The organism is Bradyrhizobium sp. P5_C11_2, from assembly GCF_054049755.1.
This window is the reverse complement of record NZ_JBFULT010000168.1, coordinates 1-13,020: the sequence shown is the minus strand read 5'-3', so window position 1 is coordinate 13,020 and position 13,020 is coordinate 1. Positions and strand designations below refer to the sequence as shown.

At 64.9% G+C, this 13,020-nt stretch carries 12 protein-coding genes and 1 pseudogene; 7 read left to right on the top strand and 6 right to left on the bottom strand.

The genetic code is table 11. From position 1 onward, the window contains the following. Together ACXJL8_RS17675 and ACXJL8_RS17670 are read right to left on the bottom strand one after the other, a co-directional pair. Positions 1 to 123 (bottom strand): annotated as a pseudogene (locus ACXJL8_RS17675) (IS5/IS1182 family transposase); the annotation flags it as partial. A gap of 43 nt (positions 124 to 166) precedes the next feature. Continuing rightward, positions 167 to 490: a GNAT family N-acetyltransferase gene (locus tag ACXJL8_RS17670; RefSeq protein ID WP_456685314.1), complete on the bottom strand. Its 324-nt coding sequence runs from the start codon at positions 488 to 490 to the stop codon at positions 167 to 169. Between the two features lie 915 nt (positions 491 to 1,405). Between ACXJL8_RS17670 and ACXJL8_RS17665 the strand changes: the two genes are divergently transcribed. The 6 genes from ACXJL8_RS17665 to ACXJL8_RS17640 are packed head-to-tail and all read left to right on the top strand — an operon-like array spanning position 1,406 to position 6,567. Next, on the top strand, positions 1,406 to 2,113 hold the full coding sequence (locus ACXJL8_RS17665) for a c-type cytochrome (RefSeq protein WP_456623914.1): 708 nt from the start codon (positions 1,406 to 1,408) through the stop codon (positions 2,111 to 2,113). An 8-nt stretch (positions 2,114 to 2,121) separates the two neighbouring features. After that, positions 2,122 to 3,390: a cytochrome c gene (locus ACXJL8_RS17660; RefSeq protein WP_456685313.1), complete on the top strand. Its 1,269-nt coding sequence runs from the start codon at positions 2,122 to 2,124 to the stop codon at positions 3,388 to 3,390. A 19-nt stretch (positions 3,391 to 3,409) separates the two neighbouring features. Then, positions 3,410 to 3,586, top strand: coding sequence for a hypothetical protein (locus ACXJL8_RS17655; RefSeq protein ID WP_027542758.1), 177 nt, complete (start codon positions 3,410 to 3,412; stop codon positions 3,584 to 3,586). Further along, positions 3,583 to 4,146 carry a cytochrome C oxidase subunit II gene (locus ACXJL8_RS17650; RefSeq protein ID WP_456623912.1) on the top strand — a complete coding sequence of 188 codons (564 nt, stop codon included), beginning with the start codon at positions 3,583 to 3,585 and terminating at the stop codon, positions 4,144 to 4,146. The genes ACXJL8_RS17655 and ACXJL8_RS17650 overlap by 4 nt, the downstream gene beginning before the upstream one ends. After that, entirely contained in the window at positions 4,133 to 5,755 is a 1,623-nt protein-coding gene (locus ACXJL8_RS17645; protein ID WP_456685312.1) for a b(o/a)3-type cytochrome-c oxidase subunit 1, read from the top strand. The genes ACXJL8_RS17650 and ACXJL8_RS17645 overlap by 14 nt, the downstream gene beginning before the upstream one ends. Continuing rightward, entirely contained in the window at positions 5,755 to 6,567 is an 813-nt protein-coding gene (locus ACXJL8_RS17640) for a c-type cytochrome (protein ID WP_456623910.1), read from the top strand. Before ACXJL8_RS17645 ends, ACXJL8_RS17640 begins: the two co-directional genes overlap by 1 nt. Before the next feature lie 111 nt (positions 6,568 to 6,678). On the opposite strand, the gene ACXJL8_RS17635 is transcribed toward ACXJL8_RS17640, so the two are convergent. Both ACXJL8_RS17635 and lipA read right to left on the bottom strand, forming a co-directional pair. Beyond that, on the bottom strand, positions 6,679 to 7,149 hold the full coding sequence (locus tag ACXJL8_RS17635) for a type II toxin-antitoxin system RatA family toxin (RefSeq protein WP_456623909.1): 471 nt from the start codon (positions 7,147 to 7,149) through the stop codon (positions 6,679 to 6,681). A gap of 6 nt (positions 7,150 to 7,155) precedes the next feature. Further along, positions 7,156 to 8,112: a lipoyl synthase gene (gene lipA / locus ACXJL8_RS17630; RefSeq protein WP_456685311.1), complete on the bottom strand. Its 957-nt coding sequence runs from the start codon at positions 8,110 to 8,112 to the stop codon at positions 7,156 to 7,158. A gap of 130 nt (positions 8,113 to 8,242) precedes the next feature. On the opposite strand from lipA, the gene ACXJL8_RS17625 reads away from it, so the two are divergent. Beyond that, complete coding sequence (locus ACXJL8_RS17625; RefSeq protein WP_456623907.1) at positions 8,243 to 8,845, top strand: DNA-3-methyladenine glycosylase; 603 nt, start codon at positions 8,243 to 8,245, stop codon at positions 8,843 to 8,845. A 110-nt stretch (positions 8,846 to 8,955) separates the two neighbouring features. Here the strand turns inward: ACXJL8_RS17625 and ACXJL8_RS17620 are convergent, their stop codons facing one another. Next, positions 8,956 to 11,835: a valine--tRNA ligase gene (locus tag ACXJL8_RS17620; protein WP_456623906.1), complete on the bottom strand. Its 2,880-nt coding sequence runs from the start codon at positions 11,833 to 11,835 to the stop codon at positions 8,956 to 8,958. A gap of 141 nt (positions 11,836 to 11,976) precedes the next feature. After that, entirely contained in the window at positions 11,977 to 12,750 is a 774-nt protein-coding gene (locus ACXJL8_RS17615) for a PopZ family protein (protein ID WP_456623905.1), read from the bottom strand. Positions 12,751 to 13,020: the final 270 nt, after the last annotated feature.

Genomic DNA, 13,020 nt, shown 5'->3' with positions numbered 1-13,020 from the left:
GTGCACGATGCCGCTGATCACGCGTCGATCATCGACCCGATGGGCTCCCTTGCGCCCTCGCGGCAACAACGGCTCAACCCGCCGCCATTCCGCATCGCTGAGCCAGTAGACCTGCTTTGCCATTCAAGCCTCCCTTCCGCTGAGATGCTTGAATCACAAACTAATTTCAGATGGAATCCCTATTGAGTACAGACCCTAATCCGCTGCTGCGTCGATTGTGACGAACGTAGAGCTCCTTCAAGAAGAAGCCCGACGTCAAACCCGGCCCAGGATAGATCGCATTAAAGCACGCGAGACCGGCGATTTCATCGTTCTCACAGGCCAGCAGAATTCGTGATCCCGCAGGCCGCGACCTCAACCCCCCAATGATCGCGTCCCGCGCGGGACAGTGGGCGTGATAGTGCACCTGCATTTCGACCAGCGCATTGGCTACGCCCTCGACATCTGTGTCGGCGATCTCCCTGAAAATCGTTGGAACAGTTTGGCCCATGGTCGATCGATCCGTGCGGGTTTGCTCAGCGCTTGGCCCATCCCTGGGCGGCGATAGCCCACCTTTTGCACTTGGCGGCGTTTGGTGTCGAGGAGAATGGAAGCGCGTCACGCGAAGCGCATTCCGGGGGCACACCGCGTTCGCCGGCGGGAGATCCGGATTGCGCCGATGCGACAGTGAACCCCTGATCTCAATCAGCAGGAAGCCACGAGATCACTGTGTCGTTCGATCGATCCGGTGCATGACGGGAAGCTTTTGCTCGATCGCCTTGGCGAGCACGGTCCCTGTGGTCCTTCCGAGCTCTTTCGCGATCGTCGTGATCGGCTTGGTACCTGCGAGTGTCCTGAGCCTCCTGAGGTCTTCTTCGCTCCACGATTGCTTCCAACGTGCCATGTCCCTTGGTCCCGCGACATAAGCCCCCGCGCCCGACTCGCAAGGTAGTTGAACAGCTCATGAAATGCAGCTGTCGCAGGTGTGCCGCCAGCGGCAAGGGGCGTTCCGTCAGCACGGAGCGTTTTGGCACAAACTGCACTTGTCACCCCCAGCCTGCGGAGTTTGAGTCGTTGGTTGTGCGCCGAGCCAGGGGCCCTCGGCATGCACGGTCGCTTGCGTGGCCTGTCGGGCAAAACGCCCGACCGGCCCGATCAATGCGGCTGCGCAAAATATCCCACCTTACCTTTACCGAACTTCCGAGTTTGCGTAGCTCTCGGGCGAGACACGTCGCCAGACCGCAGCGTTATGTTTGCTTTTCAAAAACCACGCAAATCTTGTCGAAATCGAGCGGACCGCAGACGTGCAGGCGCGACCAAACGTCATCGCTCTTGTCCGAGCTTGCGCAGGAAAATATTGGCGCAATAATGCCGCTCTACATTGTGGTCCGGAATCAACCGGCCCAGCTTTCTGGAGGGCGACGAATTGTTCGCTCGCGATGCGGCCTTGGCCGTTGCCATCGTTTACTCGGCTACCTTTGATGGTGCGGTCGCCCAAACCGTCAACCAGCCGCCGGATACGATGGCTGCGCGGGTGGAGGCTTGCACGCCCTGTCACGGCAACAAGGGCGAAGGCACCAGCGACGTCTATTTCCCGCGCCTTGCCGGCAAGCCGGCCGGCTACCTCTACAACCAGCTCCTCGCCTTCCGCAGCGGCCGGCGCAAATACCCGCCGATGAACTATCTGCTGGAATTTCTGCCCGATCCGTATCTGGAGGCGATGGCGGAGTATTTTGCCAGCGAGCACCCGCCGCTGCCGCAGCCGGCGCCAAGCGAGGTCAGCAAGGACGTGCTGGCGCAGGGCGAGGCGCTCGTCACCGGCGGCGACGCCGGCCGCGGCATTCCGGCCTGCGTGAGCTGCCATGGTCCTGCGCTGACGGGCATGCAGCCCGGCATTCCCGGACTGCTCGGCCTGCGCGCCAATTACGTCAGCGCCCAACTCGGCGCCTGGCGCTACGGCACCCGCACGGCGAAGGCCCCCGACTGCATGCAGCTCGTTGCCGGTCATCTGACCGAGGCCGACGTTACCGCGGTCGCGGCCTGGCTCGCGACGCGGCCGGCGCCTGCAAACCCGGTACCCGTACCGAAAGGCACCTACGCGCTGCCGTTCGGCTGCGGCAGCCAGCCCAACTGACGAGGCGCATGATGGGCTCGAGATTGTCGATCACGCTCTTATCGGTCAAACTCTTGGCTCTCGCCACGCTCACCACGGCTGCGCAGGCGCAAGACAAAGCAAGCGACAAGAGCGGCGACATCATCGCGCGCGGCGAATATCTCGCCCGCGCCGGCGATTGCACCGCCTGCCACACCGCCGCCGAGGGCCGCCTGTTCGCCGGCGGGCGGCCGATGCCGACCCCGTTCGGAACGATCTACACCTCCAACATCACGCCGGATCCGGAGACCGGGATCGGCAAATGGAACGCCGACGACTTCTACAAGACCATGCACAGCGGCCGCTTCCCGGACGGCGGGCTGATCTATCCGGCGATGCCGTTTGCGTCCTACACCAAGGTCACGCGCGCCGACAGCGATGCGATCTTCGCCTATCTGCGCTCGATCGCGCCGGTGAACCAGAAGAACAAGCCGCATGACCTGCGCTTTCCCTACGACAACCGCCAGCTCATCCTCGGCTGGCGCACGCTGTACTTCCGCGAGGGCGAGTTCAAGCCTGATCCGACCAAATCGGCGGAATGGAATCGCGGCGCCTACCTGGTCGAGGGGCTCGGTCATTGCAGCATGTGCCATTCGCCCATCAATGCGCTCGGCGGCACCTCGCAATCGGACGCCTTCAAGGGCGGCCTGATCCCGATGCAGAACTGGTACGCGCCCTCGCTCACCTCCAACCGCGAGGCCGGGCTCGGCGACTGGAGCATCAAGGACATCACTGACCTGCTCCAGACCGGCGTTTCGGCGCGCGGCGTCGTCTACGGTCCGATGGCCGAAGTCGTGCACAACAGCCTGCAATATCTGAGCGACGAGGACACCAAGGCGATGGCGGTGTACCTCAAGGGCATCTCGGAGCCCTCGCCGCCGCCGCCGCCGAGCTCGGCGCTGCCGACCACCGAAAGCAGCCTGCTGATCAGCCTCGGCAAGACCGTCTACGACAAGAATTGCGCGAGCTGTCACGGTACGCAGGGCGAAGGCAAGCCGCCGCACTGGCCACCGCTCGCCAACAACCAGTCGATCGAGATGCAGTCGGCCGTGAACCCGATCCGCATGGTGCTCAACGGTGGCTACCCGCCGGGCACCAAGGGCAATCCGATGCCCTATGGTATGCCGCCGTTCGCAGGCCTCCTGTCCRACAACGAGGTCGCCGCCGTCGTCTCCTACATCCGCACCGCCTGGGGCAATCGTGGCACGCCGGTCTCGGCGCGCGAGGCCAACGATCTGCGGTCCGCACCGCTGAACTGAGAGGCGCCAGAGAAACGTCATGATCAATTCCGATCCGCCGACCAGCCCAGCCGCCGCCGACCAGGCCGTCGAGGAGGTTGTCGCGCAGGGCCCGTCCGGCGCGATCGTGCTTGCCGGCATCGCCACGGCCTGCGTTGTCGCGATGTGGCTCGCCTTCTATCTGTTCGTGTTCCTGCCGCGCGGATCGCTGCAATGAGCGCAGAGGACAGCCATCGCAGTGCCGAGGTCGCCGCCCGCGTCGAGCGGCGCTGGGCCACCATAGCCGTGGTCATCATCGTGATGATGGCGCTGCTGGCCGCGTTCGCCGGCATCCATCGCGCAACCATGCCGCAGCCGCGCGTCGAGACCACCGATCCCTCGCGGCTGCATCTCTCAGGCGAATTCGTTGAGAGCAATCTCGGCAGCGTGCTCGAGGCCAACGGCACGGTGACGGTGCGCGCGATCGGTCAGCAATATTCCTTCACGCCGGCTTGCATCGTGGTGCCCCTGGACACGCCGATCATGCTGCGTGCCACCAGCGCCGACGTCGTGCACGGCATCCTGATCCAGGGCACCAATGTCAACACCATGCTGGTGCCGGGCTACATCTCCGAGCAGCTCATGCGCTTTACGAAGACCGGCGACTATCTGATGCCCTGCCAGGAGTTTTGCAGCTTTGGCCATGAGGGCATGTGGGGCAAGGTCAAGGTGATCGACAAGGCCGACTTCGCCAATCGCGCGAAGGGTGGCGGGAGGCTGAGCTGTGTTGGCCAATAGGAAGCTCATCCTCGCCCATTTCTGGCTGGCCTTCGCCGTGTTCGGCATAGCCCTGACGCTGGGCGCCTGGCAGATGTTCATCCGCAGCCCGATCGGCACCTGGCTGTCCAATCCCGAGCTCTTTTACCGCTCGCTGACCGCGCACGGCACTGTGATGGGCTACGTGTTCCCGACCCTGGTCGCGATGGGTTTCGGCTATGCCATCAGCGAGTCCGCGCTGGAGCAGCGCCTGGTCGGCGTACGCTGGGCCTGGGCCGGATTCTGGCTGATCGTCGCCGGCAGCATCATGGCGATGGTCCCGATCGCGCTCGGGCGCGCCTCGGTGCTCTACACCTTCTATCCGCCGCTGATCGGCAGCCCGTTCTACTACATCGGCGTGGTGCTGGTCGTGGTCGGCTCCTGGATCTGGGTCGCGCTGATGGCGATCAATCTGCGGGTCTGGCGGAAGGCGAATCCCGGAGCGCCGGTGCCGMTCGCCATGTTCGCCAATGTCGCGGGCTCCTATCTGTGGGCCTGGACCGCGGTCGGCGCCGCGCTCGAGTTGTTGTTGCAGATCATTCCGGTTTCGGTCGGGCTGAAGGCGACCATCGACGCCGGTCTTGCCCGGGTCTTCTTCTCCTGGACGCTGCACGCCATCGTCTATTTCTGGCTGATGCCGACCTACATCGCCTATTACACCATCGTGCCGCGCGCGATCGGCGGCCGGGTCTATTCGGACACCATGGCGCGGATCTCCTTCATCCTGTTCCTGGTGGTGGCGATGCCGATCGGCATGCACCACACCTTCGCCGATCCGCAGGTCGGCGCCGGCTTCAAGTTCATCCACTCGGCCTTCACCGCGCTGGTCGCGCTGCCGACGCTGCTGACCGTGTTCACGATCTGCGCCTCCGTCGAGATCGCAGCGCGTCTGCGCGGCGGCCGCGGCATGTTCGGCTGGATCAGGGCGCTGCCCTGGGACAACCCGATGATGCTGGCGCTCGCGTTCTCGTTCGTGATGCTCGGCTTCGGCGGCGCCGGCGGCCTCATCAACATGAGCTACCAGCTCGACGCCTCCATCCACAACACGCAGTGGATCACGGGCCATTTCCACCTGATCTTCGGCGGCGCCATCGTGATCATGTACTTTGCGATCGCCTATGATCTGTGGCCGCATCTGACGGGCCGCGAGCTGATCGACCTCCGGCTGATCCGCACCCAGCTCTGGCTGTGGTTCGTCGGCATGATCGTCACCACCTTCCCCTGGCACTGGGTCGGTATTCTCGGCATGCCGCGCCGCATGGCCTATTTCGACTTCGGCGATCCCGCGATCGCGCCGCAGGCGCTCTCCGTGACCCTCTCCGCGGTCGGCGGCTTCATCCTGCTGACCTCCGGACTCTTGTTCCTGGTCATTCTGGCCCGCGGCATGCGCGCGCCCGCGGCCGACGCCGGCGCCTATCGCTTTGCGCTTGCCGTGCACGAGCCGAAGACCGTGCCGGTCGCGCTCAACACGCATGCGCTGTGGGTGGCGCTGATGATCGGGCTCACCATCACCAATTACGGTTATCCGATCCTGACGCTGGCGCTGACCGAGGGCACATCCGTGCCCGCCGTCTATGTGGGAGCGCAATGATGAGCGCCCGCGACCTCTTCACCTTCGGCAATCGCCATTTCACGCGCAGTGTCGGCATCACGGCCACGATCTTCATCGTCACGGCGATCGCCGGCTTCATCGTGCTGCCCTTCGCGCAGCCTTGGGTGCAATTCGCAAATGTCTGGGATGCCATCTGTAGCGCCGCCGGCGTGCCGCAGCGCACCGCCACGGCCGCGTCGTCGCAGGACAAGCGCCTGTCGGCGGTGGTGTTGACTTCGTCGACCCTCGCCCGCCCGAGCCAGGAGGCGATCGGCCGCGGCGCGACGCTGGCGCAGCGCTGCGCGATCTGCCACGGCCCGACCGGGATCAGCCGCGCGGACTCGCCCAACCTCGCCGGCCAGTATGCGGCCGTGATCTACAAGGAGCTGCACGATTTCCGCTCGGGCGCGCGCACCAATGCCGTGATGTCGCCGTTCGCGGTMAACCTGACCGACCAGGAGATCGCGGATCTCTCGAACTATTACGCCTATCTGCCGCGGCTGCCGGCCTATCATCCGACGCCGCTTCTGCCGAAACCCAACATTGTCATCTACGGCGCGCCGATCCGCGGCATCGCGCCGTGCGGCGCTTGCCATGGCAGCCTCGACAACAAGACCGGCAGCCCCTGGCTGGAGGGCCAGTCCGAGGCCTACATGAAGGCCCAGCTCCAGGCCTTCGCCTCAGGCGAACGGCGCAACGACATCAGCCAGCAGATGCGCAACATCGCGCGCGCGATGACAGCGCAGGAGATCGATCAGGCCGCGGCCTACTACGCCTCGCAGCCGCCTGACATCGTGAAGGCGGTGGATTGAGAGCGATTCCCGTAGCCCGGATGGAGCGTCGCGCAATCCGGGACAACTGGGTCAGCACGCCAAGAGCGCCCGGATTACGCTTACGCTCCATCCGGGCTACGCGAGCAGCCGCTACGTCGACGCCAGCTTCGGCCGGCCGTAGATCGCATCCGCGCGCTTCTCGAACGCGCTGGAGAAGCGTGCGAAGGCGGCGTCGAACATCGAGCCCATCAGCATCGCCAGCATGCGGCTCCTGAACTCGTAGGCGAGGAAGAAGCCGACGTCGCAAACGCCCTCACCTTTGGGCTCGAAGGTCCAGCGGTTTTCAAGGTTGCTGAACGGACCTTGCAGATATTCGACGAGGATTTTCAGGTTGGCGCGGTCGAGCGTCACGCGGCTGGTGAAGGATTCCTTGACCAGTTTGAACGACACCGTCATGTCGGCGATCAGCACCTCGGTGCCGTCGGGTTTCGCCATCCGCTGGCGGACCTTCAACGCGCTGCACAGCGGCACGAATTCCGGGTAGCGCTCGACATCCGCAACCAGATCAAACATCTCGGATGCGCTGTGATTGACACGGCGCTTGCTCGAAAATTTGGGCATAGCGGTTCAGCGGGCGTGCGCGGCCCGTGCGGCCTTCAATCTCGCGAAATCCTCGCCGGCATGATGCGACGAACGGGTGAGCGGGCTCGCCGACACCATCAGGAAGCCCTTGGTGTAGGCGACCTTTTCATAAGATCCGAACTCGTCCGGCGGCACGTAGCGCATCACGGCGTGGTGCTTGCGGGTCGGCTGGAGATACTGGCCGATGGTCAGGAAATCGACCTCCGCCGAGCGGAGATCGTCCATGACCTGGAGCACCTCGTGGCGCTCCTCGCCGAGGCCGACCATGATGCCGGACTTGGTGAAGATGGCCGGGTCGAGTTCCTTGACCCGCTGCAACAGCCGGATCGAGTGGAAGTAGCGCGCGCCGGGCCGCACCGTGAGATAGCGCGACGGCACGGTCTCGAGGTTGTGGTTGAMGACGTCGGGCTTGGCCGCGACGACGACCTCCAGCGCCCCCTCCTTGCGCAGGAAGTCGGGCGTCAGGATCTCGATCGTGGTCGACGGACATGCTGCGCGGATGGCGCGGATGGTCTGGGCGAAATGCTCGGCGCCGCCGTCGGCGAGATCGTCGCGGTCGACAGAGGTGATGACCACGTGCGCCAGCCCCAGCTTGGCCACCGCCTCGGCGACATTCGCAGGCTCAGCCGCGTCCAGCGCATTCGGCAGGCCGGTCTTGACGTTGCAGAAGGCGCAGGCGCGGGTGCAGGTGTCACCCATGATCATGAAGGTCGCGTGCTTCTTGTCCCAGCACTCGCCGATATTCGGACAGCCCGCCTCCTCGCACACCGTGTGCAGGCCGTTGGCCCGCACAATATTGCGGGTGTCGGCATAGCCGCGGGTGTTGGGCGCGCGCACGCGGATCCAGTCCGGCTTCGGCGGCGAAGCTGAATCGGGGCGATTCACCTTTTCGGGGTGGCGCGGGCGCAGCGGGTTCGAGATGGTATCGACAATAACGACCATGGGGTATCCGGTCTGTTCAGGTCCTACCTAGTCGGTCTCGCCACGCATCGCAACCCGGCTCGCCCCGCTTCAGGGAACATGGCAGATATGGGCAATATCCTGCTCTGTTCTCAGGCGATTCTCGGCTCGAATGGCTCCAGCATCGAATGCCTCCAAACTGCGGCTCGGCAAGCCGCTCAAGCGTGCCTTTTTTGCGCGCAGCGTTCACGAGGTCGCCCCGGACCTGATCGGCGCCACCATGCTGGTCGACGGCATCGGCGGCATCATCGTCGAGGTCGAGGCCTATCATCATACCGAGCCCGCGGCCCACTCCTACAACGGCCCGACGCCGCGGAACCAAATCATGTTCGGTCCGCCCGGCTATGCCTATGTCTACCGCTCCTACGGCATCCACTGGTGCGTCAATTTCGTCTGCGAGGAGAAAGGCTCGGCCAGCGCCGTGCTGATCCGCGCGCTGGAGCCGACGCATGGTTTGGCTGCGATGCGGCGCCGTCGCCATCTCCAGGACGTGCACGCACTGTGCTCGGGCCCGGGCAAGCTGACGGAAGCGCTCGGCATCACAATCGCCCACAACACCCTGCCGCTGGACCGGCCGCCGCTCGCGCTGCACGCGCGGACGGCCGAAATGGAGGTGGCAGCAGGCATCCGGATCGGCATCACCAAGGCCGTCGAGCTGCCCTGGCGCTATGGCGTCAAGGGCTCGAGGTTTCTGAGCAAGCCGTTTCCGAAGTAGCCGTCATTCCGGGGCGCGTCGAAGACGCGAACTATGGTGCGCAATTGCGCACCTGAGAATCGCGAGATTCCGGGTCTGGTCCTTCGGACCATCCCGGAATGACAGAGAGGCTACGACGCCAGCTTCAACCGCTCCAGCGCCTCCAGCAGCTTGGCCTTGCGCGCCAGCGCCGCCTCACGCTTTTCGCGCTCCTCCTCGACCACCTCTTCGGCGGCGTTGGCGACGAACTTCTCGTTCGCCAGCTTGGATTCGGCACGCTTGATGTCGGCGTCGGCCTTGCCGATCTCCTTGTCGAGGCGCGTGCGCTCGGCCGCGACATCGATCACGCCCTTCAGCGGCAGCGCGGCGACCTCGCCGCGCACCAGGAGCTGAACCGCACCGTCAGGCGCGCGATCGGCGAAGGAGATGTCGGACAGCCGCGCCATCCGCTTGATCACGTCGCTCCAGCGCGGTGCGCGCTCCCTGGTCTCGGCCGAGGCACCGGCGAGCACCAGCGCCGTCAGCGTTGCCGGCGGGATGTTCATCTCGGCGCGCACCGAGCGGATCTGCGTGACGAGGTCGATCACCCAGCCGATCTCGGCCTCAGCCTTCGGATCGGTGAAGTCGGCGTGGTCGAACATCGGCATGACCAGCACCGGCGACAGCAGCTGCTCGGTCGGTCCGGCCGCCGCAGCGAGCATCGCCAGTTTCTCCGGCGTCGGCTCGGCCGGCTGCTTCAGCGGCCATTCCGCCAGTGCGAGCAGGCCGTCGCGCTTGGCCGTCACCTCCCAGAGCTCTTCGGTGATGAAGGGCATGAAGGGATGCAGGAGTTTCAGGATCTCATCGCGCGCCCAGGCCACCATGGCGCGGGTTTCGTCCTTGGCGGGRCTGTCCGGGCCGAGCAGCACGGGTTTTGCGAGCTCGACATACCAGTCGCAATAGACGTTCCAGACAAAGCGGTAGATCGCGCCGGCGGCATCGTTGAAGCGATAGGCTTCGATTGCCTCGGTCACCTCGCGCGTGGTGTGCGCGCTCTCATGCGCGATCCAGCGATTCAGCGTCTCCTTCGCCTTCGTCGGCTCGAAACCGTCGGGCACGGCGCAGTGGTTCATCTCGGCGAACCGGCAGGCGTTCCAGAGCTTGGTCGCGAAGTTGCGATAGCCCTCGACGCGGCTGGTCGCGAGCTTGATGTCACGCCCCTGCGCGGCCATTGCGGCCAGCGTGAAGCGCAGCGCGTCCGCACCGTATTCGTCGATCAGGTGGAGCGGATCGATGACGTTGCCCTTCGACTTCGACATCTTGGCGCCCTTCTCGTCGCGGACGAGGGCGTGGATGTAGATCGTCGAGAACGGCACCTCCTTCATGAAGTGCAGGCCCATCATCATCATCCGGGCGACCCAGAAGAAGATGATGTCGAAGCCGGTCACCAACGCGTTGGTCGGGTAATAGCGCTCCACCTCGGGCGCGTCTTCGGGCCAGCCGAGCGTGGAGAACGGCCACAGCGCCGAGGAGAACCAGGTGTCGAGCACGTCCTCGTCGCGGGTGATGAAGCCTTCGCGCTTGTTGCGGTCGAGCGCCATCTCGCGGCCCTGCTCGACCGTGATGACCTCCTGCTCGACGTAGTAGCCGAGCGCGTGGCTGACGGCCTCTTCCTCGGTCTCGGCGACGAACACCTTGCCGTCCGGACCGTACCAGGCCGGGATCTGGTGGCCCCACCACAGCTGGCGCGAGATGCACCAGGGCTGGATATTTTCCATCCACTCGAAATAGGTCTTTTCCCAGTTCTTCGGCACGAAGCTGGTTTCGCCCGAACGCACCGCCGCGATCGCGGGCTTTGCGAGCGTCTTGGCGTCGACATACCACTGGTCGGTCAGATACGGCTCGATCACGCTGCCCGAGCGATCGCCATGCGGCACCATGTGGGTGTGCGGCTCGATCCGCTCGACGAAGCCGAACGCCTCCAGCCGCTCGACGATAAGCTTGCGCGCAGCGAAGCGGTCGACCTTGTGGAATTCCTCGGCGAATTGCGCGGCACCTTCCGGCAGATCGCGCAGATAATCCTCGTTGTCGAGGAGATCGAGGCAGCCTTCCCTGTCGAGCACGCTGATCCGGCGCAGGCCGTGGCGATTGCCGACCTCGAAGTCGTTGAAGTCGTGTGCAGGCGTCACCTTCACTGCGCCCGAGCCCTTCTCGGGATCGGAATAGTCGTCGGCAACGATCGTAACCTTGCGGCCGACCAGCGGCAGGATGATGTGCTTGCCGACCAGCTTCTGGTAGCGCTCGTCCTCGGGATGCACGGCCACGCCGGTGTCGCCGAGCATGGTCTCGGGACGCGTGGTCGCAACGACGATGAAGCTCGAGGGATCGTCCGGGCTGAAGGTCTTGCCTTCGATCGGATAGCGCAGATACCAGAGGCTGCCCTTGACCTCGGTCTGCTGCACCTCGAGATCGGAGATCGCGGTGAGCAGCTTGGTGTCCCAGTTCACCAGCCGCTTGTCCTTGTAGATCAGGCCATCGCGGTGCAGCTCGACGAACACCTTGACGACGGCCTTCGACAGACCCTCGTCCATGGTGAAGCGCTCGCGCGACCAGTCACAGGAGGCGCCGAGCCGCTGGAGCTGGTTGATGATGGTGTCGCCGCTCTCGGCCTTCCACTGCCAGACCCGTTCGAGAAACTTCTCGCGGCCCATCTCGCGGCGGCCGGGCTGCTGGCGCTCCATCAATTGCCGCTCGACCACCATCTGGGTGGCGATGCCGGCATGGTCGGTGCCGGGCTGCCACAGCACGTCGCGGCCGCGCATCCGCTCGAAGCGGCACAGGATGTCCTGGAGCGTGTTGTTGAGGGCATGTCCCATGTGCAGCGAGCCCGTCACGTTTGGCGGCGGGATCACGATGGTGAAGGGCACTGCGTCGCGGCGGTCAGGACGGCCGGCCTTGAACGCAAGGCTGTCCTCCCAGACGACGGACATGCGGGATTCGATATCGGCGGGCTGGTAATTTTTCTCGATCATGGGGCCGTTAGAAAGCCGCGCGCGGGGGCCAAGTCAACGAAAAGGTCAACGGAATGCCAGGTGGCAGCGGGGCTTCCCGGCTCGGTCGGGAGCCAAAGATGATGCACAAGCAGGGCATTTATGAGGGCTCTGCGGCCGGTCCTACCGGCCGCCGCGCGAGACCCGCTCGATTTCGGCCTTCACGATGCGTTCAACGAGGCCCGGCAGGTTGTCGTCGAGCCAGGACTTCAGCATCGGGCGCAGCATCTCCTTGACCAGGTCCTCCAAGGTCCGCGCATTGCTGCTGAGCACCGTGTGGGCCAGGGAATTGAAGGCGGATTCGACCGCCGAGACCGTGGTTTGCGCCAGGATCGGCTGCTGCGGCGGCAATGGCGGGGCATCGTAGTCGACCGGCGCATATGACGGCGGCGGCACAGGACGCGGCGGCGCCGATTCGGCGAATTCGAGATCGTCGCGCGGCTCGACCTTGCGGAAGCTCGGCGGCGGCGGAGGTGGTGTCGGCTCGGGAACCTCGACCGCCATCTCGTCGGTCAGTTCGAGAACGTCAGCTTCGGGCTCAGGCTCCGGTTCGGGCGCCCGCATCTCGGGTGCGGCGGTCGCTCCATCGAGGCCAGCCAGCAGCGCGTCGATATCATCCTGGTTGTTGGATTCGGCTGCCGCAGGGGGCGGAGGCGGCGCCGGCTTGGCGGCGGGCGGTGGCGCGGGTTTCTCGGCAGCCGGCTTCACCGGCGGCGAGACTTTGGACGGCGGAATGTCGTTCATCGCCTGCGGCTTTGGCGCAGGCGGTGCGGGCGCAGGCGCAGGCTTCGCAGCCTCGGCCGGCGGCGGCTTGGCCTCGTCGTCGGCAATGATGCGCCGGATCGAGGCCAGAATCTCCTCCATGGAGGGTTCTGTGACCTTTGCAGGCTGCGTCATCTCCGACTCCACATCCTCAACGCCCTCGCATGCGTTATTTTACACCAAGCACGCCGGGATTGGCCGGTTCCGGACCGGCGGCCCGACATTTTCGTCGTGACAGCCAGACTTGTCCCCAGATCACGGCTCAACATATGGCCGTGCGCCCTGCTCTCGGCACCCGAGCTTTACGCAAACGACAGCAGATGCGGGCGAATCGACCCGCAACTTCTTGGCAAGGCTATGTCAGGGAATTTGATGATTGCAAGCAAACCGCCGGTTGGCCTCGCC

What these genes read in the sequence shown, in the direction of transcription:
- ACXJL8_RS17670 (WP_456685314.1), bottom strand. Translation starts at nt 490, where the DNA reads ATGGGCCAAACTGTTCCAACGATTTTCAGGGAGATCGCCGACACAGAT.
- ACXJL8_RS17635 (WP_456623909.1), bottom strand. Translation starts at nt 7,149, where the DNA reads ATGCCCAAATTTTCGAGCAAGCGCCGTGTCAATCACAGCGCATCCGAG.
- ACXJL8_RS17625 (WP_456623907.1), top strand. Translation starts at nt 8,243, where the DNA reads ATGGCTCCAGCATCGAATGCCTCCAAACTGCGGCTCGGCAAGCCGCTC.
- ACXJL8_RS17655 (WP_027542758.1), top strand. Translation starts at nt 3,410, where the DNA reads ATGATCAATTCCGATCCGCCGACCAGCCCAGCCGCCGCCGACCAGGCC.
- ACXJL8_RS17615 (WP_456623905.1), bottom strand. Translation starts at nt 12,750, where the DNA reads ATGACGCAGCCTGCAAAGGTCACAGAACCCTCCATGGAGGAGATTCTG.
- ACXJL8_RS17650 (WP_456623912.1), top strand. Translation starts at nt 3,583, where the DNA reads ATGAGCGCAGAGGACAGCCATCGCAGTGCCGAGGTCGCCGCCCGCGTC.